The 19,896-nt window shown below is 38.5% G+C and carries 22 protein-coding genes; 11 read left to right on the top strand and 11 right to left on the bottom strand.

What is annotated here, in order from left to right:
* Nucleotides 1-3: 3 nt before the first annotated feature.
* From ACO052_RS19020 to ACO052_RS18990, 7 genes are all read right to left on the bottom strand, one after another.
* Nucleotides 4-624, bottom strand: a complete 621-nt coding sequence (locus ACO052_RS19020; RefSeq protein WP_422105377.1) for a response regulator — start codon at nt 622-624, stop codon at nt 4-6.
* 82 nt (nt 625-706) lie between these two features.
* Nucleotides 707-2,485: an ATP-binding protein gene (locus ACO052_RS19015; RefSeq protein WP_422105376.1), complete on the bottom strand. Its 1,779-nt coding sequence runs from the start codon at nt 2,483-2,485 to the stop codon at nt 707-709.
* A 3-nt stretch (nt 2,486-2,488) separates the two neighbouring features.
* The gene (locus ACO052_RS19010) at nt 2,489-2,905 is read right to left on the bottom strand and encodes a hypothetical protein (protein ID WP_422105375.1); all 417 of its coding nucleotides are present in this window, start codon (nt 2,903-2,905) and stop codon (nt 2,489-2,491) included.
* Nucleotides 2,906-2,907: 2 nt separating this feature from the next.
* Entirely contained in the window at nt 2,908-4,128 is a 1,221-nt protein-coding gene (locus ACO052_RS19005) for a trypsin-like serine protease (RefSeq protein WP_422105374.1), read from the bottom strand.
* Nucleotides 4,129-4,130: 2 nt separating this feature from the next.
* On the bottom strand, nt 4,131-4,412 hold the full coding sequence (locus ACO052_RS19000) for a hypothetical protein (RefSeq protein WP_422105373.1): 282 nt from the start codon (nt 4,410-4,412) through the stop codon (nt 4,131-4,133).
* Between the two features lie 343 nt (nt 4,413-4,755).
* Entirely contained in the window at nt 4,756-6,003 is a 1,248-nt protein-coding gene (locus ACO052_RS18995; protein WP_422105372.1) for a DUF5723 family protein, read from the bottom strand.
* 217 nt (nt 6,004-6,220) lie between these two features.
* The gene (locus ACO052_RS18990; RefSeq protein WP_422105371.1) at nt 6,221-6,406 is read right to left on the bottom strand and encodes a hypothetical protein; all 186 of its coding nucleotides are present in this window, start codon (nt 6,404-6,406) and stop codon (nt 6,221-6,223) included.
* 53 nt (nt 6,407-6,459) lie between these two features.
* Here ACO052_RS18990 and ACO052_RS18985 point away from each other — a divergent pair, with 53 nt between their 5' ends.
* On the top strand, nt 6,460-6,846 hold the full coding sequence (locus ACO052_RS18985; protein ID WP_422105370.1) for a hypothetical protein: 387 nt from the start codon (nt 6,460-6,462) through the stop codon (nt 6,844-6,846).
* A 60-nt stretch (nt 6,847-6,906) separates the two neighbouring features.
* On the opposite strand, the gene ACO052_RS18980 is transcribed toward ACO052_RS18985, so the two are convergent.
* Complete coding sequence (locus tag ACO052_RS18980; protein ID WP_422105369.1) at nt 6,907-7,977, bottom strand: branched-chain amino acid aminotransferase; 1,071 nt, start codon at nt 7,975-7,977, stop codon at nt 6,907-6,909.
* A gap of 120 nt (nt 7,978-8,097) precedes the next feature.
* Between ACO052_RS18980 and ACO052_RS18975 the strand changes: the two genes are divergently transcribed.
* From ACO052_RS18975 to ACO052_RS18960, 4 genes are all read left to right on the top strand, one after another.
* Nucleotides 8,098-8,601 (top strand): DUF4920 domain-containing protein, encoded by a 504-nt coding sequence (locus ACO052_RS18975; protein WP_422105368.1) that lies wholly within the window; start codon nt 8,098-8,100, stop codon nt 8,599-8,601.
* On the top strand, nt 8,579-9,034 hold the full coding sequence (locus ACO052_RS18970) for a hypothetical protein (RefSeq protein ID WP_422105367.1): 456 nt from the start codon (nt 8,579-8,581) through the stop codon (nt 9,032-9,034). The genes ACO052_RS18975 and ACO052_RS18970 overlap by 23 nt, the downstream gene beginning before the upstream one ends.
* Complete coding sequence (gene mnmD, locus ACO052_RS18965) at nt 9,035-9,823, top strand: tRNA (5-methylaminomethyl-2-thiouridine)(34)-methyltransferase MnmD (protein ID WP_422105366.1); 789 nt, start codon at nt 9,035-9,037, stop codon at nt 9,821-9,823.
* Nucleotides 9,824-10,382: 559 nt separating this feature from the next.
* Nucleotides 10,383-11,300: a TIGR01777 family oxidoreductase gene (locus ACO052_RS18960; protein WP_422105365.1), complete on the top strand. Its 918-nt coding sequence runs from the start codon at nt 10,383-10,385 to the stop codon at nt 11,298-11,300.
* Here ACO052_RS18960 and ACO052_RS18955 read toward each other — a convergent pair.
* Both ACO052_RS18955 and ACO052_RS18950 read right to left on the bottom strand, forming a co-directional pair.
* Nucleotides 11,292-12,077: an anti-sigma factor gene (locus ACO052_RS18955; RefSeq protein ID WP_422105364.1), complete on the bottom strand. Its 786-nt coding sequence runs from the start codon at nt 12,075-12,077 to the stop codon at nt 11,292-11,294. The two genes, ACO052_RS18960 and ACO052_RS18955, sit on opposite strands and share 9 nt — an antisense overlap.
* Nucleotides 12,077-12,631 carry an RNA polymerase sigma factor gene (locus ACO052_RS18950; RefSeq protein WP_422105363.1) on the bottom strand — a complete coding sequence of 185 codons (555 nt, stop codon included), beginning with the start codon at nt 12,629-12,631 and terminating at the stop codon, nt 12,077-12,079. The genes ACO052_RS18955 and ACO052_RS18950 overlap by 1 nt, the downstream gene beginning before the upstream one ends.
* A gap of 128 nt (nt 12,632-12,759) precedes the next feature.
* Here ACO052_RS18950 and ACO052_RS18945 point away from each other — a divergent pair, with 128 nt between their 5' ends.
* Nucleotides 12,760-13,272 carry a fasciclin domain-containing protein gene (locus tag ACO052_RS18945; RefSeq protein ID WP_422105362.1) on the top strand — a complete coding sequence of 171 codons (513 nt, stop codon included), beginning with the start codon at nt 12,760-12,762 and terminating at the stop codon, nt 13,270-13,272.
* A 340-nt stretch (nt 13,273-13,612) separates the two neighbouring features.
* Here ACO052_RS18945 and ACO052_RS18940 read toward each other — a convergent pair whose 3' ends face one another.
* Nucleotides 13,613-14,266 carry a YceI family protein gene (locus ACO052_RS18940; protein ID WP_422105361.1) on the bottom strand — a complete coding sequence of 218 codons (654 nt, stop codon included), beginning with the start codon at nt 14,264-14,266 and terminating at the stop codon, nt 13,613-13,615.
* Nucleotides 14,267-14,430: 164 nt separating this feature from the next.
* Here ACO052_RS18940 and ACO052_RS18935 point away from each other — a divergent pair, with 164 nt between their 5' ends.
* From ACO052_RS18935 to ACO052_RS18915, 5 genes are all read left to right on the top strand, one after another.
* Nucleotides 14,431-14,967: a nucleotide exchange factor GrpE gene (locus tag ACO052_RS18935; RefSeq protein WP_422105360.1), complete on the top strand. Its 537-nt coding sequence runs from the start codon at nt 14,431-14,433 to the stop codon at nt 14,965-14,967.
* A 164-nt stretch (nt 14,968-15,131) separates the two neighbouring features.
* On the top strand, nt 15,132-16,244 hold the full coding sequence (gene dnaJ, locus ACO052_RS18930) for a molecular chaperone DnaJ (RefSeq protein ID WP_422105359.1): 1,113 nt from the start codon (nt 15,132-15,134) through the stop codon (nt 16,242-16,244).
* Nucleotides 16,245-16,764: 520 nt separating this feature from the next.
* Nucleotides 16,765-17,691, top strand: coding sequence for an ABC transporter ATP-binding protein (locus ACO052_RS18925; RefSeq protein WP_422105358.1), 927 nt, complete (start codon nt 16,765-16,767; stop codon nt 17,689-17,691).
* A 2-nt stretch (nt 17,692-17,693) separates the two neighbouring features.
* Nucleotides 17,694-19,007 carry an ABC transporter permease gene (locus ACO052_RS18920; protein WP_422105357.1) on the top strand — a complete coding sequence of 438 codons (1,314 nt, stop codon included), beginning with the start codon at nt 17,694-17,696 and terminating at the stop codon, nt 19,005-19,007.
* Nucleotides 19,008-19,010: 3 nt separating this feature from the next.
* A complete protein-coding gene (locus ACO052_RS18915; protein WP_422105356.1) occupies nt 19,011-19,889 on the top strand; it encodes a mechanosensitive ion channel family protein in 879 nt (292 codons plus the stop codon).
* Nucleotides 19,890-19,896 lie beyond the last annotated feature (7 nt).

Raw genomic sequence — 19,896 nt, 5'->3', positions numbered from 1 at the left:
TAATTAAAACTTATACTTCTTTTCTATAGCATAACGCAAGAGTTCCCCTTTACCTTTTAAGCCTAAAATACGGGCCATGTTTTTACGATGAGTATCTACGGTATGAATGCCAATAAAGAGCTCATCGGCGATTTCGCGTGAGGTCTTCCCTTGAGCAATCAAACCTAAAATTTCAGTTTGGCGTTTGGTCAACACGCCTTTGGTTTTTTTATTACCGTTGTCTTCGGCATCGATTTCGATATTGGCATCATAAAAGGTCTGCCCTTGGTGCACAGCACGTAGCGCTTTTAAAACCGTGTCTAAAGGAGAGTTTTTTAAGAGATACCCACAAGCTCCGGCCATTAACATCTGTTGTACCGCATCCTTTTGGTCAAACATGGTAAAGGCTAAGACTTTGGTATACGGGAATTCTTTTTTAATGGTTCTACAGGCCGTAATCCCATCACATTTGGGCATTCTGATATCTGTAATGACGACATTGGGTTGTTTTAATCGTACCAATTTTAATAAGGCTTCTCCATCATTGGCAGTCCCAACGATTTCGATATCCTCTTCATATTCCAGAAGTAGTTTAATCCCATCGATAAGGGATTGGTGATCTTCGGCGATGGCTAAACGTATCATGTTTTAGGTATTAGGAATTAGGCATTAGGTATAAGGCATTAGGTGTTGGTTTCTTTATCCTTTTTCAATTTCAATTTCGATTTCATAATGGAATATCTATGATGACAGTAGTCCCTTTGTTGTTCTCCGACTCAATCGTGAGTTGCCCGTCTAAGTGCTCAACGCGTTTATCGATGCTACTGATACCCATCCCTTTTTTGGTTTTGGTAATTTGACTGGGGTTAAAGCCTTTCCCATTGTCTTCGACCATGATATTGATACTATCCTCGTGATTGGTTAAATGAATGGTCGCCTCTGAGGCCTCTGCATGTTTAACGACATTAGTTATGAGCTCTTGGATAATCCGGAATAAAGTCAATTCTAAACTGTTTTCTAGGCGTTGATCTAAGCCATGATCTAAAACTTCAATGTTAAGTTGGTTAGACGCAGAGACTTTATCCGCCATATGTTTGATGGCTTTGAGTAAGCCCTGTTTAGCAATTACCCCAGAGTTTTTGGCATGGGCGACCGAACGTACTTTTTGATAGGCTTCTTCGATAAGGTTATTGGTTTTCTCATACAGTTCAGGCGAATCCTTATCCTTTAAAGCATTAAAATGTAGCTTTACAGTGGCCATCAAGCCACCCAAATCATCATGCAGGTCATTGGCAATCCGTTGACGTTCTTTTTCTTGACCTGCAATCATGGCGTCAATGGTCACTAACTCTTGTTCTTTTAAGACCGTCGCTAATTTTTGGGATTCTAGGGCTTTGTCTTGTTCGGCTAGTTTTTGTTTGCGTTTGGTGTTTTTAAAGAGTAGGAAGGCGATAATGCTTCCTAAAATTAAACTACCACCAAGGCTTATAGCGATGTTTTGGTTTCGTTGACTTTTGGCTTCGTTCTCAAGGTTTTTTACCCTCAATTTTTCATTGTCATATTTCTCTTGGATTTCGGAAATAGCAATGTTCTGCTTAGTATCGTTAATTGAGTCTTTTAACTTGTTAAGCTTATTTAAATAGTACGTAGCATTTTTATAATCCTTATTGAGTTGATAGGCTTCTGCTATATTTTTATAAAAAACAACTTTACTCTTTGCTTTGAATTCACTATTTGGTATTGAATCTGCTTTGATATAATATAAAATAGCATTATCAAGTTCTTTTTTGGATTTATATTGTTCTGCAATGTTATTATAATTGTATGATAAAGCCCTATTATCATCATAACGAAGGTAGATTGGTGTTGCTTGTCTTGAATAGTACAAAGCAGAATCAGGATTGTTAAATATTGTGAGATGTACAGTTCCAATATTATCTAGGTTATACGCCATTCGGAGAGTATCTCTTTGTTTCATTAGAACCGCATACTCTTTTTTGAAGTATTTTAATGCTTCTGGGCCATTATCATGATCTAAATAATATTCCGCAAACCTGTAGAAAACTCTATGTAATGCATTACTATCCTTACTTTCTGAAGCTTTCTTGTGTTCCTCATTTATTATAGCTTTTTTTCTTGCGTCTTTGTCTTTTAAATTATTCTGATGACTTAAGATTTCAAGTATCATAAAATTACAATCACTAATATCCGAAGAGGCATTTATGTTCTCGAAAATTTGTTTGGACTTTATAACGCTTTGATAGGCAAGGTGGTGATTATCTTTTTTAAGTTGATAATAAGAATAATAATATAGCCATGTGGCCTTATCATAGGTGGTAATTTTACTTGTGTCAATGGCTTTAAATTCTATTTCTAGCTTTGAATAGTCTTGTCCATCTAATCCATCAATAATACCCTCGAAATCTATACTTTGAGAAAAAGCAAAACCAGTAAGTAAAAAACTTACTGGTACAAGAATTAAATATTTGCTAAAATTACATGTCAACTTTTATTTTCCTCCTTGTAATATACTACCCTTTTTTGTGCTAGGTATTCCACCGAATGGTGCTTGGGCATAATTGCAACTGCATTTTTGTATTTGGATTTCCTCTGGATCTTCATAATGAATTAAAACTACTTCAGCATTAAAGCTTAAGTTATTCTTTATTGGAAATGGACCAATATTGGGATCATCGTATATTGCCTTTAGCTGAAGTTCAAAACATAAAGTGTGGCCATCACAGGCAACTAGATTAATATAATGAATTTCTTCAATATGAAATTGGGTAACATCATTTTTCGTAATTGTTATATCGGTTGCAAAATCCCCTTTCCATTTTGTGAAAATACCTTTAATTTCTTGTCCGTTTTGTTGATTAAAATATAATTGATATTCGTTTTGAGTATCGCCAATTTCTACTTTCATAATTAAATATTTTTAAAGTTAATAAATTCCTTGAATGATATTTTTGGTTTACAATTTTTATTATCTACACTTTGATTAAAGATGTTTTTAAAATGATTAGCAAAACTTCTATTGTTTTTTTTATTATTCATGTATAGTAATCCTAAGACGTGATTTGAAGTATTAACTAACAATGATCCTGAATCACCTGGACATGTTTTACAGGTAGTCATAATTTGATTCCTGTAGTATCTGTTTGTTTGGCTTATGTAAAGTGTTGAATTAGTTGATAATACTTTACCTTCTGTAAATCCAGTCGTCTTACCACATTTTTTTACTTTCATGCCAAATGATGCGTCAACAGGGTAGCTTAAAGAAATTTCATCACATCTAGTGAAATCTCCTATTCGGACATTATTATTTAATTTAATGATTGCTGCATCCACTAGATCATTATGCTCTTTCCATACCAATTCACCAATAAAACTGATATTTTTTTTAACATCGTCACTTCTTGAGGGATGAACTATATCTGTAAAATTAGGGTCACATCCATTTATCTCAACAACATGACAGTTTGTAATTGCATAGTTATTACTATTGCCATTCATTCTAAAAATACCTCCAAGAGTACCTGCTGAGCGACTATTTTTATCATTACCAATACTTATTCCACCTTCTAACCAACCATTTTTTCTTATGTGAGGGTCATTCCAATCTTTGCAACTGATGCAATCTGAATCGTCATTACAGTTACATTCGCCATTTCTAAGGTATTGTAGTTCATCGGAGTCAGAAAAAGTAATATCATCATCTTCTATTTGTTTTGCTACAACTCTGTCGGAAAATAATCGATTAAGTGATTTTAGACTTGCAAAATTCAAGTTTTCTGAGTTAAATTTTAGAGTGTCAAGTTCAATATCAGTAAGGCCAAAGTTTTCATTATCATCTGTTATAAAGCTCTTATTCTCTAATATTGAAACTCTGTTATCCATTATTTTTGTTATCGTATCCGGAGATATCATTAGACCTTCTATTATATCTAATTCTCCATTATTCAACAGGTCAAGAAAGACTCTTTCGCCGGTTATTTGTTTAAGGCCTATTTCAATTGAATACTCAAATGCCTTTTTAGGATGATTCACAATAGCAGCGTAGATAACGGGCTGACCATTTGTGTATATTTTATCTATAAATATCTCCTTTTCTTTCTTCAAATTTATTTCAGCTTCTTCTAAAGTCATGTTTAATTTTTTAAAGGGTTAAATAAATACACTAAAACAAAAATTGCCATTGCACTTGTAGCAGTTAAATTGGGTGATGCTTGTACAAATGTGTTAAGATTATTGTTGGTTGTTGTATCAATAGTTATTGTTCCAGGAATTACAACACTTAATCCGCTTGCAGCAAAAGCATCAAGAATTCTATTTAGCCAAGCATCTAATCTTTTGCCGAGTAATGCTAGAAAGAATAAAATAAGTATTGATAATGAAAATAATAAAATAGGAGGAATTAACTGATCGTTCATAAGGGTTGGATTAATTAGTCAACATTACAAAGGTGTAGTAATACCATACACCAAAACATACCCAGTAACGGGTATTTTAAATGTCACTAATTAAGGGAGGGTACTTAAAGATAGTACTCAGCTAGCGTATATCAAAATAATTGCTAAGAATTTAAAAGATATACGACTAACTGCAAATGGATAGGCCTAGACCTAATCGTTTTTATTAACACTGTAGATCAATAATACACCGTTAATACACACCAAAACCAAGATTGCGTAAAGGAAGATCATAGCTGCTTTTATAATAAGACAACTCAGCTCTAAAAACTCCTAAAGAAAAGTCATTATTTAACATTAGGCCTTAGTTGTAGATAGGAATTTTAAGGCCTACAAAGACATCGGCGGTTCTCGTCCGACTGGAGATAAAGTTGCTAATTATAGACCCGGAGCCCACGCTTAGTGGCCCCAATCGAAAACCCGTTCCAACCATTATGTCTTCATTTTGTCTTAAGCTAATCGGCAGATAAACACTCCACCATTTGGTTTCGAGTCGTGGGGATAGGGTGAGGACATTGGTTACTGTATTGCTGCGTTCAATACGTCGTTTTACTAAAGAAAAGTCTGATTGCACACTAATAAACAAGGTTCTGGCGAAACGCCAATCGACAAGCAAACGTAAAGCCGTAGGCAATTGGATTTTGGTATTTTGGTCGTCGGCCGTACTGTCGTAGTTATTATCCAAAAATTCCTGAATATCCTCTTCAATAGTTCCAGTACTGACAGAAGCATTTAAATTATAGGAAGTGATTTCGGCTTGGTCGTAAGTAATGGAGCCAATATCAGTCACCGAAATGCCGACTTTTAAGGTATAGGGATTAAGGCCTTGTTGTACGCTTACCGTGGTATTAGGAGACCAGGTATAGACCACTCCTAAATCTAGGCCTAAACCATATTCTAAATTATTGAATAATACGCCGTCCCTGTCAAAATCACGTGTTTGGCCGTAGTTTAAAAAGCCTTGGGTTTGTAAGGTCTCCGTCTCACCTATAAATGTCCCTGCGAAGCCTGGGCTACTGGCAAAAAGACCACCAGCGCCCAATAAATACTTTAGGGTGATACCACCTATCAATTCGTGGCGATCCTTCTTTAATAACAAGTGCCCATATGACACTCCGATCTCCGTCCAGGCATGGAGCGTACCACTAAGGTTTTGTGAGTCAAAACTAAAATCCTCGTCATTTTCAAACTGATCGACTAAATTCTCATAGAGCTTACCATTGATTTCACTGAGATTAAACAAACCACGTGATCGGGTGATAAGACCGATACTGCTTTTGTCATTTAAGCGAAACATTACTGATGGCCCCAAAACATCCGCATTAGCAAAGAAATTATTGCTGTCATCTGGAAAGCGATCTGCATCGTCACTAAAAGTAAATACATCATCGGTACTGATTAGGCTACCAACATCAATCCCAAAATAATCACTACCACCAAAAGCACTAGCCGAAGCGATGTTGATATCCACCTTAAGCGTATTGGATAGTATAAGCGCTGGATTATAACTCACAGCATGTATACCAGCATAATTGTCCATGGTATAACCCATATAGTTTTGGCCCTTACAGGGTAAAAGTATAAAGGAAAAGAATAGCGTTATACAGAGTGCTTTGTATGACGTCAACATATAAAATTTAGGTAAATAGTTCTATCAAGTTAATGAATTTTTGATGGAATTCAACCAAAATAGAAGAGGAATATTCGAACGTACAAGCATTCGAGTTTTAAAGACAAATAAAAAAATAGACAAAGGTAATGTCAGTGAATTACATCAAAAGAAACTTTACGGCAGCAATCATTCCTATAAATCCAACAAAGGCAATGAGGATCCAAACGGTTCCCTTGTAATAGGCTTTATGAACCTTTTTGTCTTTACGATATTGATAGGCGATTGCAATCACAAAAGCGATAAAAAATAAAATTGCAAAAATCAATTGACCTGTAGAAAACATTAGCGTATTTTTATGCGAATATACAAATTTAAGCACTAACAAACGACAGGCTCATGCAAGACAAAATTAATGCTGTAAAGGCGTTCCACACCGCTTTTAAACTAGGATACTTAGACACACCAAAGGCTAATTTAGGACTAGAAAAAAATATGCTGCGTTACAAACTGATGCGCGAAGAAAACGAAGAATACCTCGAAGCGGCGAATAATAATGATTTGGTCGAGGTAGCTGATGCGCTGGGTGATATGCTCTATATCTTATGTGGAACCATTATAGAACACGGCTTACAACATAAAATAGAAGAAGTCTTTGAGGAAATCCAACGGAGTAACATGAGCAAGCTCGGAGAAGACGGAGAGCCCATTTACCGTGACGATGGTAAAGTCTTAAAAGGCCCTAACTATTTTAAGCCACATATCAAGGAGATTTTAGAAAAATAGCACTAATGTTTAAGGGCATAATTTAGTTTTGCATACTGCATACTGAACACCGCCTACTGACTAAAGTACCTCATACCTCCACTCATGGCGATCCTCAGACAGGTTGTGCTGAATATCCATTAGGGTCTTTTTAAATAAGGACGCATAGGAGTGTTCAATATTTGGCATCTCATAAACGTCACCGGAATGTTCAAAGGCTGACACCGGACTGATTACGGCAGCCGTTCCGGCACCAAAGATTTCCTTGAGGCTACCATTATTGGCGGCATCTTTAATTTCTTTAACGCTTACACGTCTTACTTCACAGGTAATACCCAAATCCTCGGCCAACTGAATGACGCTTTTACGAGTAACCCCATCCAAGATACGATCGTTGTTTGGGGCAGTAATTAATTTATCACCAACCCTGAAAAAGATATTCATGGTACCAGCTTCTTCAAGATATTCATGCGTCGACGCGTCGGTCCAAATGATTTGCTGAAAGCCTTTTTGCTGTGCCAGACTTGTCGGGTAGAATTGCGCGGCATAGTTCCCAGCGGCTTTAGCAAAACCAACACCACCATCAGCTGAACGACTGAACTTTTCAGCAAAAAGTACACGAACTGGGTCGTTATAATAGGCCTTCGCAGGTGAACAAATAATAATAAAACGATAAGTAGCTGCAGGAGAGGCTGAAATAGCGGGCTCCGTCGCAATGACGAATGGACGAATATAGAGCGAGTTGCCCACACCTGGTTTTATCCAAGCGCTGTCCAATTTTAATAAGGTTTCCAAACCGTCAAAGAAATAGGATTCAGGAAATTCTGGCATGGCTAATCGCGCTGCGGAAATATTAATACGTCTATAGTTTTCATCGGGTCTGAACATGAAAATCTTGCCGTTGTCGTCTTTGTAGGCTTTCATACCTTCAAAAACAGCTTGACCATAATGAAACACTCGGGCAGAGGGCTCAATCGTTAAGGCTTGGTAAGGCATAATTTTAGGCGACCGCCATTTGCCATCCTCAAAATCGCAAACAAACATATGATCGGTAAAGACACGACCAAATGTGAGATTACTAAAATCAACAGCGTTAATTTTAGACTGTTCTGATTTTACGATAACGATTTCGTTAGGGTGGATTTCTGCCATTAAAAGAGTGGTTTAATTTTCTGCAAAAATACAAAATCAATGTGGTTCATAAAAGGTAAAATTAGCTTAAATTTCGTAAATTCGCACTTCAATAATTAATCAATACAAAAGATATCAATAATGAAAAAAATATTCTTGATTTTAGCAATGAGCTTAGTTGTATTTTCATGTAAAAATGAGACAAAAGCCACAGAAGAAAACGTAGAAGACGCAAAACAAGAAATCGCTTATGCCTCTTTCGGTATGGAAATCAATGATGCAGATGCCTTATCCGCAGACCGTATGATGGAACATTATAAAGGTCTAAAAGCTGGAGATACGGTCGATACCAAAATGAAAGGAACGATTATCGATGTGTGCTCTAAAAAGGGCTGTTGGATGAAACTCGACATGGGTAATGATCAGCAGGTCATGGTGAAGTTTAAGGATTACGGCTTTTTTATGCCATTGAATGCCGAAGGTGATGTTGTTGTAAATGGTAAGGCTTTTGTAACCGAAACCTCTGTGGACGAACTCAGACATTATGCGGAAGACGCTGGAAAATCGAAAGAAGAAATTGCGGCCATTACAGAACCAAAATTTGAATACCAATTCTTGGCCGATGGGGTCTTACTTAAACAATAGTTTTTTTGCTTGTGGGTTGATTTTATTGTTCTGCTTGGGTTGTCAAGAAAAAGCGGAGCAAAAAGACACGGAAGTTGATGCCAAGCCCGAATTAGTGATGTATCAGCCTTCTGAAATGGCCAATTTGATGAATGCCATGTATGCTTATAATCTGCAATTAAAGCAACAAATCATTGATGGAGAAGTGCCAGCAAGCATGCCTTTGGATTTGATGAAGTTACATTCTGCTGAGATGAGTAATGGCCATCAGCGAACGGCGGTTTGGAATAATTTCGTGAATGTCTTTATAGAATCACAGCAGTCGGTGGTGGATACACTGTCCAACATACAACTCAAAGAGCGTTATAATGCAGCCATCAACAATTGTTTGGCCTGCCATAAAACCGAATGTACAGGACCGATTCCCAAGATTAAAAAATTACTCATTCAATAATTGAAGCGAAAGATAATCACCACTTCCGATGGTTCAAAGACCATTCAGATCGAAGACTGGAATGAGCAATACCATTCCATTCATGGTGCTATACAAGAAGCGAATCATGTGTTTATCAAGCATGGTTTGCTTTCTCATCCTGAACTCGTTTCAGGATCTCATCAAGAAGAGCATAATACCGAGCATCGGTCATTGAGCGAAGTCGAAGTGAGTCGAAATCCAGTCGAGGTGTCATCCGAACAGGATCGAAGTAAAGTTGATGAATCTCACCCAATCAACATCCTCGAAATCGGATTCGGCACAGGTCTCAATGCCTTCCTCACTTTAATACAAGCCGAGCAACTAAAGCGCCATATCCATTACGTTGGGGTAGAAGCCTATCCTGTAGAAGCTGCCGAAATAGAACAACTGAATTATGTGGAATTGATTTCCCCATCCCATCAAGATGAATTTGAACAACTACATCGGTTGTCTTGGGAAGCACAGCATAACATTACACCTTTCTTTCAACTCAAAAAGCAACAGAAATTCTTTAAAGAGATTGAGGCCGACAATGCCTTCGATATCATCTATTTCGATGCTTTTGGTGCCCGCGTACAACCTGAACTTTGGACCGAGGTTATATTTACCATAATGTTCAAGGCTTTAAAACCAAATGGTGTTTTGGTAACCTATTCCGCCAAAGGTAGTGTAAGACGTGCTATGGAAGCGGTCGGTTTTACGGTAGAACGCCTCCCTGGACCTCCTGGAAAGAGGGAAATGTTACGAGCGCGCAAAATGCGCTCGTAACATTCAGCGAACGCAGTGAGCTAAATGCTAAAAAAAGAAAATTCGCTCTTAGCATTCGGCGAAGCGCAGCGAGCCAAATGTCTAAATAAACATTCAGCGAACATAGTGAGCTAAATGCGTTAAAGAGCCAAATGTCTAAACTATTTGTCACTTCGAGTGATTCCAGTCCCGATGGCTATCGGGAGAGGAATTGTATCGAGAAGTCTTTGGAGTTATCAGGGTTCTCGATAGTTTTGCTGAGGACTTCGATGCTTCGACTGCCTGTCCGCCGTACAAGACTTTGGTAGGCGCGGCGCTCAGCACAGGCAAGCTCAGTGTGACACTTGTCGAAGCACATTTAGATAAAGATGTCATTGCGAGGCTGACGTTTTTGTCAGCCGTGGCAATCTCATAAAACCTGACTAATTCATTAGATTGCTTCGTCGTTCATTTCGACGAGCTCAGCGCATCGCGTGCCTCACTTCCTGTCTACCGGCAGGCAGGCTCGCAATGACATCCCAAACGTTAAATCCAAACTAAAGTCTCATCTCGGGCTTAGACCTTATCGTATCTTTACATCATGAACAACCCAAAAACCGTTTTAATCACAGGAGCCACCGGACTCATAGGGCAGGAAATTGTAAAGCAATGCCATGCTGAAGGGATTGCTGTACATTATTTAACCACTTCTAAATCCAAGTTAAGCACAGCGGCTAATTACAAGGGCTATTATTGGAATCCAGCGACCAATGAGATTGACCATAGCTGTTTTGAAGGCGTGTCAGCAATTATCAACTTGGTTGGAGCGTCCATTTCTAAACGCTGGACCAAGGCCTACAAAAAAGTGGTTCTAGAAAGTCGGACCAAAACGGCGCAGTTGTTACAAGAGACGATAAAAACGAATAATTATACGATTGATCATGTGGTGTCTGCCAGTGCTATTGGGATTTACCCAACAAGTCTCACTAACTTTTATGAAGAGTCCCATGATGAGGTGTCTAACTCATTTTTAGGAGAAGTCGTCAAACAGTGGGAATTGGCTGTGGATGGTTTTGAAGCCCTGGGTTGTAAAGTCGCTAAGATTAGAATTGGCTTGGTCTTAGCCAAAAATGGAGGAGCCTTACCAGAAATTGTTAAGCCTATTAAACTAGGCGCTGGAGCGGCTTTTGGGGACGGCGAGCAATGGCAAAGTTGGATCCATGTTGAGGATTTAGCGCGTATCTTCATGTATGCCATTAAATACCAACTCGAAGGTATGTACAACGGTGTGGCGCCCAATGCGGTGACGAATAAAGAACTGACTAAGATTGCCGCTAATGTCTTGGAGAAACCACTCTTCTTACCTAATATTCCAAAATTTGCGATGAAATTAGCTTTGGGCGAAATGCATATGCTTTTATTTGAAAGCCAACGTGTCAGTTCCCAAAAAATAGAACATAAAGGTTTTCATTTTAACTATGCAAATCTAAGACCTGCTTTGGAGGACTTGTTATTGTAGATAAACATTCGTCACCAATTGTTCCACTGTAGGATGATCATTACCACCAGCAGGTTCTATGGTAATGTTTAAGGATTCCGCATGGTCAATGTAGGCCATGGTTATTAAGGTTTTGTCTTTGGCAATGACTCCCATATTAATCATTTCGCCTTCCACATCAGCCCACATTTGGTAGTCATGGGCATCATCTAATTGAGGTAAACGCTCGGTATTGATGACCACAGTCTTGGTCTTATGGTTCACATAACTCACCACTTTGGCCTCGGGTAGTAAATCGTTGCCTTTCAAGACGTATTGCTCGGTATCTGGGTTGACAATATTGGTATAAAAGCTAGTGGTTTGCTTTAACTCTTTATTTAAGACCTCGATTGTGGTATTGAGTTCGGTGTTATTGATTTCAACGGTTTGCAGTTGCTGTTTTACAGCATTGAGTTGGCTGTACATCCAGAAACTACCAATCAATAGTAAGCCCGCTATACTTGCTGCAATGCCCAGATACCATTTGAAGTTGTTATTGGTTTGTAGTTCAACAACTTTAGAAGTTTCAGAAGACGCTTTTATGGAATCAAGCAATTGTGATTTTACCGCTGGTGGTGGTGTAATAGCATTTTCAAGGCCCAGGGTTTCAAAGTCTTGTTCCAGTTGGTCAAAATAAGCTTTAAGCTCAGCGTCGGATGCTAAAATCTGCTCAATCTGTTCGCATGTTGCAGCGTCGAGTTCTCCTAGCAAATATTGCTCTAGTAATCCATTCTCTAATAGCGTTTTCTTATCCATCATCACAGCGCATTTAGTATTAGTAATAGTACACTTAGGGTTTTGGCATAACGGTCTCGTAGTTGTTTTAAGGCCTGTCGCACGTAAGATTTAAACGTGCCTAATGGCACATCCATAGCCTGGTGTGCTTCCCGATGCGTCATACCTTTAAAATACACCAATTCAATAGCTTCCTTGTGGTGCGTTTCGAGTTGTGTTATGGCGCCATTGAGCTCCAAATACTCCGAATCTATACCAATAGCATCTTCTTTATTGTCATATACACTAAAATCATCGGTTTGGATGAGCGGATCGGTTTTTCGCAATACATTTAACACTTTATTCTTAGCAATACGATAGACCCAAGTGTAAAAACGTCCTTTATTCGCATCATAACGTTCAGCTTTATCCCAAACCGTCATAAAGGTATCTTGTAATAAGTTTTGGGCTTGGCCTTCATCTTTAATCATTTTTAGGATGACACTGTAAATAGCACCAGCATATTTGTCATAGAGTAATGCTAACGCACGCTCATCCTTTTGTTGTAGTTGTTGAATAAGATGCTTATCGTTTTGCATTAATGTTAAAGATTTCCCAAAAGTGAGGCTATGCTCATCCAGCACAAACAAGCCTGTGTAAATATAAACGAAAGCACTACAAAAACGAAATAAGTGCAATATAGTTTAACCATAAATTTAAGAAAATCATGAAAAAGTTAGTATTTGTTTTAACGACCGTTGTCGCCTTAGCATTCTCACAAACAACAAAAGCACAAGGCACTATCGTTGATGCCGCTGTGGGTAACAAAGATTTCTCAACCTTAGTCACCGCTTTAAAAGCTGCAGATTTAGTTGGAGCCTTGCAAGGAGACGGACCTTTTACCGTATTCGCACCAACCAACGATGCTTTTGGGAAAATTGACAAAGAAACTTTAGGGAACCTGTTAAAGCCAGAAAACAAGGAGACCTTAACTAAAATCTTGACCTACCACGTAGTATCAGGGAAGTTAATGGCCAAGGATGTGGTTGCGGCTTTAAAGAAAGGAAAAGGCAAAGTTGAGGTGGAGACCCTTGCAGGACAAAAATTAACCGTAATGCAAAAAAACGGAAAAATCTGGTTGAAAGACCAAGCAGGCAATTACAGTGAAATCACTGCGACAGATGTAGCAGGAAGTAATGGGGTGATTCATGTAATTGACACCGTAGTAATGCCTAAGTAATGGTTTTAGTGTTAAGTTAATAGCGCATTACTACAGCACAATGCTATTAGTTAATGATTGGGTTGATGAGGATTGATTAATAGCGAAGCAATTTTAGTTATAAAATTGCTATGGAGAAGAAAAGCACTTACAGGAATGTAAGTGCTTTTTGAGTTTTAATTTCTCTAAGCTGTTTAATCCAACTTGTCATTTCGACGGAACGAAGAATGCGATGTGCTGAGCTTGCCGAAGTAAGTAACGAGAAATCTAAATACAAAAATGATGAGATTCAGCTTCGCCAAATCTCATCATTTCTCATCATACCTTTATTCGGAATGATTGTAAACTAAATTTTAGTATCTTAAGCCTTAGTGGCTACTAAGTTCACTTTTAACTCAATATCGTCATTGATAAAGCGATCTCCTAAATTATCAAAGAAAGACTTAGAACCATACTTGATATTCCACTTAGAGCGGTCAATAGTAAAGGCTTCACTGGTTAAGGTCATGTTGTCGCCCTCGATATTGGTAGTTACAGGAATACTAATGTTATTCGTAGCATCTTTCATGGTTAGGTTACCAGACAGCATCGTTTTACCGTCAACCGTTTCTAAACCTGTTACCTCAAATTTTGCTTGTGGATATGTCGCTACATCAAAAAAGTCAGCACTGGTTAAGTGCCCTGCTAATTTAGCATTGCCTTCTTCTTCTAAAGGAATATCCGTAACTTTTATACTACTCATATCTATGACGAAGTTTCCGCTTTCCACAGCACCATCGTTGACATTAATTAAGCCTTTGGCAATGGCAATCGTACCTGTATGAGATCCAGTGGGCTTAAAACCTTTCCATTCAATGGTAGATTTTTCCGTGTCAGCCTTGAATTTTAGCGCAGTAGCTTCGGCTACAGAAGCTTCTTCAGCTTCTGTGGTTTCAACCTCTTTAGCCTTGTCTTTGCAGCTAGAGAATGCAACGAATGCCACTAAAGCAAAAATTTTTAAAAATGATGTTTTCATGTCGGTGTTGTTTTGAATTTATTTGTGAATTGCAAAGTTAATTAGATTCTCGCCCAAAGACTAATAAAAAAATGTTAATGACATTTTGACATTTTTATAATAATGGCAGTACTTTTGCAACTCTAAATCGAAGATTTAAATTACGTTTTAAAATAAAACTCAAAATGAGTAAAAAAGATAAGAACAAAGAGGTTGAAGAACCTCAGGTAGAAGATACAACCACTGCTACAGCAGAAGCGGAAGAACAATCCACAGAGGAGCAGTTGCAAGAGCAGTTAGCTGCTGAGAAAGATAAATTCATGCGTTTGTTCGCAGAGTTCGAAAATTATAAAAGGCGCACCAATAAAGAACGCCTCGAATTATTTAAGACGGCAAGTGAAGGCGTGATGCTAGCCATGCTTCCTGTACTCGATGATTTTGAACGCGCGTTAACACATATCGAGGAAGATAAGGAGGCTGAGGAATTGCGCAAAGGCGTCTTGTTGATTTACAATAAGCTCTTAAATACTTTAGAGCAGAAAGGCTTGTCTAAGATCGAAGTGAATCAAGGCGACACCTTTAATGCTGATGATCATGAGGCTGTAACCCAAATCCCAGCGCCAAGTGATGATTTAAAGGGAAAGATCATCGACGTTGTAGAACATGGTTATAAACTAGGAGACAAAGTGATCCGATTCCCGAAAGTGGTGATTGGGCAATAAACAATGAGATATTTATCTGATTTTATGTCATGCTGAGCTTACATGTGCTGAGCGCCGCGCCTACCAAAGTCTTGTACGGCGGGCAGGCAATCGAAGTATCGAAGCATAATTTAAAGTCAGAATGCTAAATTATAAAGACATCACGCCTGAGCGTGACAATGAATATGAAAGAAGATTATTACGACATACTAGGAGTTAGCAAGGGCGCTTCGGACTCAGAAATCAAAAAGGCCTATCGCAAGATGGCCCTAAAATATCATCCAGATAAAAACCCTGATGATAAAGATGCTGAGGAAAAATTTAAGAAAGCAGCTGAAGCTTATGAGGTTTTGAGCAATCCGGATAAAAAGGCCCGTTACGACCAGTTTGGGCATCAGGCCTTTGAAGGTGCAGGAGGCTTTGGTGGCGGTGGTATGAATATGGATGACATCTTCAGCCAGTTTGGTGATATTTTTGGCGGTGCCTTTGGAGGAGGCGGATTTAGTGGCTTCGGTGGCGGAGGACGACGTATGGTCAAAGGGAGCAACCTTAGAATCCGCGTGAAGTTATCTTTAGAAGAAGTGGCCAATGGCGTCGAAAAGAAGATTAAAGTAAAACGTAAAATTCAGGCTAAAGGAACCACCTACAAGACCTGTACAACCTGTAATGGTACAGGACAAGTAACACGTGTTACTAATACTATTCTGGGGAGAATGCAAACTGCAACGACCTGTCAGACTTGCGGGGGCACCGGACAGATTATTGATAAAAAACCAACGAATGCCGATGCGCAGGGCCTTATAGCTACCGAGGAAACGGTATCCGTTAAAATACCGGCAGGTGTGGTTGATGGTATGCAACTCAAAGTAACGGGAAAAGGTAACGATGCACCTGGTAATGGCATTGCAGGGGATTTATTGGTCGTTATTGCGGAAGAGGAACACCCTACCTTACAGCGTGAAGGCGACAACTTACATTACGATATGTATGTGAGTTTACCCGATGCCGTCTTAGGAACCTCAAAAGAAATAGATACCGTTACTGGTAAAGTGCGCATTAAGATTGAAGCCGGTGTGCAATCCGGAAAAATTTTAAGACTAAGAGGAAAAGGTATTCCGAGTATTAATGGTTATGGTAAAGGAGATTTACTGGTTCATGTAAATGTTTGGACACCAAAGACTTTGAGTAAAAAACAAAAGGAGTTTTTCGAAAACATGAGAGAAGACGAGCATTTCGAGCCAAAACCCGAAAGTTCTGATAAATCTTTTTTTGAAAAGGTTAAAGATATGTTTTCATAAAAAAGCCTCTGTTTAATAAAAAATACTATCTTTGAATTATCGCTAATGCTAATTAGCGGTAATTTTTCTTTTTCATAGCAATTTTTTCCCATCCTTATCTAACCGTAAGGGTGGGTTTTGTTTTTTAGCGAAACCCAATTTTGAAAAGCCCTTGTGGCGCATTCAAAATTGTTGGTTGAGCTAATCCCGCTGTAGAGCGGGATCTTCCAAATACAATTTGTCGAGTAAATTTATTCTTAATTACACATGAAGGTTTATCCCATAGTTTGAAAAGCCCTTGCGGCGTATTCAAAATTGTTGGTTGAACTAGCCTAAGATGGCTCACCTTCCGAAGTCTTGCGTGTAAGACAGACGGTCAGGCTAATCCCGTCGTGCAGCAAGATCTGATTTATACTAAGTCTCTTACAAATTTAGGCTTCACCAATCATAAAATAGCGAATAAGTGGGGGTGATATACAATAAAACTTCTTAACATTTAATATATTTACGCACTAACCTTTTACAGTAAACCGCTTTGTATATGAATGACTTGTTAGTTGCTGATTCCGTGTCAAAGAACTTTGGGAATTTTAGAGCACTAAATGAAGTATCTATTGCCGTACCTAAGGGCAGTATTTTTGGATTATTGGGACCTAATGGTGCTGGTAAAACAACACTGATTCGTATTATTAACCAAATCACAATGCCGGATGAAGGGACTGTTCAACTCGATGGACAACCTTTAAAACCTGAGCATATTAGAGATATTGGCTATTTACCCGAAGAACGCGGCTTGTACAAATCCATGAAAGTTGGTGAACAAGCATTGTACTTAGCGCAACTTAAAGGCATGGCAAAGGCCGAAGCCAAAAGCAGGTTGAAGTATTGGTTCGATAAATTAGATATCGGAGACTGGTGGAACAAAAAAATTCAGGAGCTCAGCAAGGGGCAGGCGCAGAAAATTCAATTTGTGGTCACCGTACTTCACCGACCAAAACTTTTGATTTTTGATGAACCCTTTTCAGGATTTGATCCTATTAATGCCAACCTTATTAAGGACGAAATCCTTCAGTTGCGAGAGGAAGGGGCAACCGTGATATTTTCGACCCATCGCATGGAATCTGTAGAGGAACTCTGCGATCATATTGCACTTATTCATAAATCCAATAAAATACTGGACGGTAAACTCAACGATATCAAACGCCGATTTAAGACCAACACCTTTGAAGTGGGCTTACAATCTAACAATAGCCAGGTGGTTTTAGAAGAAATAAAGGATAAGTTTCAAGTGCTACCTGCGACGTTTAAAAATTTGAACGATGATATTAAGTTAAATATAAAAATTGACGATACCATATCGTCTAATGATTTATTGTCCTTTTTAGCCTCTAAAGCGGAAGTCCATCACTTTGTAGAAGTGATTCCTACCGCTAATGATATTTTTATTGAAACTGTAAAAAACCACTAAGAATGAATCATTTACCCCTCATCATAAAGCGCGAATATCTCACTAAAGTGAAGAATAGGTCGTTCATCATCATGACTTTTTTAAGTCCCCTGATCATGATTGCACTTATTGCCGTCGTTGCCTATTTGTCGCAATTAAACAATGACAAGAAAAGATTCATCTCCGTATTGGATGAAACAGGCTATTTGACGGATGTTTTTCAGAATACGGATAACACCACGTATACCGTACTTAATGGATTGAGTTTGGAGGACGCGAAAGCTTTGGTTAAGGAAAAAGAGGATTATGGTTTATTACACCTTGCTAAAGTCGATGCCTTGGATGACGTTTCTAAAAATGTTAAGTTTTATTCCGAAGAGTCGCCTTCACTAACCGTTATCTCTGGTATTGAACGAAAGATAGAAAAGCATTTACGAGAAATGAAACTTCAAAAAGATGGAGTGACTTTGGCCCAAATTGAAGCTTCCAAAACGACCGTAGATATTGCACAAGAGAGTTTTGATGGAGAGAAGAGCTCTAAAATAGATAATATCATCAAACTGGCTTTTGGGGGTATAGCAGGTTACTTGTTGTTTATGTTTATCATTATTTATGGTAATATGATTATGAGAAGTGTTATAGAAGAAAAAACCAGTAGAATTATTGAGGTCATTATATCTTCGGTAAAACCTATTCAATTGATGATGGGTAAAATTATAGGTACCTCACTGGCAGGAGTCACTCAGTTTGCGATTTGGGTAGTATTGGGTGGTGTTTTAATGATTATTGTATCCACAATTTTCGGTATTGATATGTCTCAGGCGTCGAGTCAGCAGCAAGAATTAATGAATCAGGCTATGCAAACGGAAGGTGCTCAGGCCATGGCCGAGAACTTAATAAATGGGATAAGCAACTTACCTATATTGAATTTGGTCATTGCATTTATATGCTTTTTTATTGGAGGGTATTTGCTGTATAGTTCGTTGTATGCTGCCATTGGTGCGGCGGTGGACAATGAAACCGATACACAACAGTTTATGTTACCCATATTAATGCCATTGATACTAGCGGTCTATGTTGGGGTGTTTACCGTTATCGAAGATCCACATGGGACGGTGTCTACAGTATTTTCGTTCGTACCCTTAACCTCACCCGTCGTGATGTTGATGCGTATTCCATTTGGTGTACCGCTTTGGCAACAATTGTTATCACTTTTACTTTTGGTAGGTACGTTTATGTTTGCGGTATGGTTTGCAGCCAAAATTTATCGTGTTGGTATTTTGATGTACGGCAAAAAGCCAACCTACAAAGAGCTTTTCAAGTGGTTGAAGTACTAGAGGATGAATCAGGATTTAGAAAAGATTGAAAAAAAAGTAACGGAAAGTAGTACTTGGGAGAAAATATCGCATTTTCTTAACAGGCATGTCGATTTTGGCGAGAAAATAAGTATTTCAATCTTAGATATTCTTATCGTAATCACCGTTATTGTGATTACCACGGTAATTCTAAAAGTCTTATTGCGGATTATCACCAGAAACTTACCAGAAGCCGATAAGGGAAAATTCAATGTCGTTTATGGTTATTTTAGATGGCTGATTTATCTGATTATTCTTCTGATTACCCTACATTCCGTCGGGGTTAATGTTACAGCTATTTTCGCAGCTTCAGCAGCCCTTCTCATTGGTGTGGGTTTGGCATTGCAGACCTTGTTTCAGGACATTATATCTGGGGTATTTATTCTGATAGATCAGACGGTTCATGTGGGAGACATTATTGAGTTGGATGGCAAGGTCGGACGCGTGGAGGAGATTAAACTAAGAACAACACGCGCTGTCACTATAGATAATAAGGTCTTGGTCATTCCTAATCATTTGTATTTAACAAATTCTTTATACAATTGGACGCAAAATGGAACGTTAACACGTGAAAGCGTATCCGTTGGGGTGGCTTATGGCAGTGATGTGCAATTGGTTAAAACCCTCTTGTTGCAAGCCGCAAATTCACATCCAGACGTCATTAAAATGCCTGAACCGGCGGTTTTGTTTACCGATTTTGGCGACAGTGCTTTAAATTTTAAATTAGTTTTTACGCTTAATGATAGCTTTATGGCGACCTTTCCAAAGAGTGATATCCGATTTGAAATCGATAGGCTATTTAGAGAACACAACATCACAATTCCGTTCCCACAGCGCGATATTCATATTATTGAAAATAAATAGGAATGAT

This window comes from Winogradskyella sp. (genome assembly GCF_965228925.1).
Taxonomy (GTDB): Bacteria; Bacteroidota; Bacteroidia; order Flavobacteriales; family Flavobacteriaceae; genus Winogradskyella.
The sequence above is the reverse complement of the archived record's forward strand: the minus strand, read 5'-3'. Positions and strand labels throughout refer to the sequence as shown.

Excerpts from the sequence above, each read along its gene's own strand:
- ACO052_RS19020 (WP_422105377.1), bottom strand. The coding sequence starts at position 624 with ATGATACGTTTAGCCATCGCCGAAGATCACCAATCCCTTATCGATGGG.
- ACO052_RS19010 (WP_422105375.1), bottom strand. The coding sequence starts at position 2,905 with ATGAAAGTAGAAATTGGCGATACTCAAAACGAATATCAATTATATTTT.
- ACO052_RS19005 (WP_422105374.1), bottom strand. The coding sequence starts at position 4,128 with ATGACTTTAGAAGAAGCTGAAATAAATTTGAAGAAAGAAAAGGAGATA.
- ACO052_RS19000 (WP_422105373.1), bottom strand. The coding sequence starts at position 4,412 with ATGAACGATCAGTTAATTCCTCCTATTTTATTATTTTCATTATCAATA.
- ACO052_RS18995 (WP_422105372.1), bottom strand. The coding sequence starts at position 6,003 with ATGGGTTATACCATGGACAATTATGCTGGTATACATGCTGTGAGTTAT.
- ACO052_RS18990 (WP_422105371.1), bottom strand. The coding sequence starts at position 6,406 with ATGTTTTCTACAGGTCAATTGATTTTTGCAATTTTATTTTTTATCGCT.
- ACO052_RS18985 (WP_422105370.1), top strand. The coding sequence starts at position 6,460 with ATGCAAGACAAAATTAATGCTGTAAAGGCGTTCCACACCGCTTTTAAA.
- ACO052_RS18980 (WP_422105369.1), bottom strand. The coding sequence starts at position 7,977 with ATGGCAGAAATCCACCCTAACGAAATCGTTATCGTAAAATCAGAACAG.
- ACO052_RS18975 (WP_422105368.1), top strand. The coding sequence starts at position 8,098 with ATGAAAAAAATATTCTTGATTTTAGCAATGAGCTTAGTTGTATTTTCA.
- ACO052_RS18970 (WP_422105367.1), top strand. The coding sequence starts at position 8,579 with ATGGGGTCTTACTTAAACAATAGTTTTTTTGCTTGTGGGTTGATTTTA.
- ACO052_RS18960 (WP_422105365.1), top strand. The coding sequence starts at position 10,383 with ATGAACAACCCAAAAACCGTTTTAATCACAGGAGCCACCGGACTCATA.
- ACO052_RS18955 (WP_422105364.1), bottom strand. The coding sequence starts at position 12,077 with ATGATGGATAAGAAAACGCTATTAGAGAATGGATTACTAGAGCAATAT.
- ACO052_RS18950 (WP_422105363.1), bottom strand. The coding sequence starts at position 12,631 with ATGCAAAACGATAAGCATCTTATTCAACAACTACAACAAAAGGATGAG.
- ACO052_RS18945 (WP_422105362.1), top strand. The coding sequence starts at position 12,760 with ATGAAAAAGTTAGTATTTGTTTTAACGACCGTTGTCGCCTTAGCATTC.
- ACO052_RS18940 (WP_422105361.1), bottom strand. The coding sequence starts at position 14,266 with ATGAAAACATCATTTTTAAAAATTTTTGCTTTAGTGGCATTCGTTGCA.
- ACO052_RS18935 (WP_422105360.1), top strand. The coding sequence starts at position 14,431 with ATGAGTAAAAAAGATAAGAACAAAGAGGTTGAAGAACCTCAGGTAGAA.
- dnaJ (WP_422105359.1), top strand. The coding sequence starts at position 15,132 with ATGAAAGAAGATTATTACGACATACTAGGAGTTAGCAAGGGCGCTTCG.
- ACO052_RS18925 (WP_422105358.1), top strand. The coding sequence starts at position 16,765 with ATGAATGACTTGTTAGTTGCTGATTCCGTGTCAAAGAACTTTGGGAAT.
- ACO052_RS18920 (WP_422105357.1), top strand. The coding sequence starts at position 17,694 with ATGAATCATTTACCCCTCATCATAAAGCGCGAATATCTCACTAAAGTG.
- ACO052_RS18915 (WP_422105356.1), top strand. The coding sequence starts at position 19,011 with ATGAATCAGGATTTAGAAAAGATTGAAAAAAAAGTAACGGAAAGTAGT.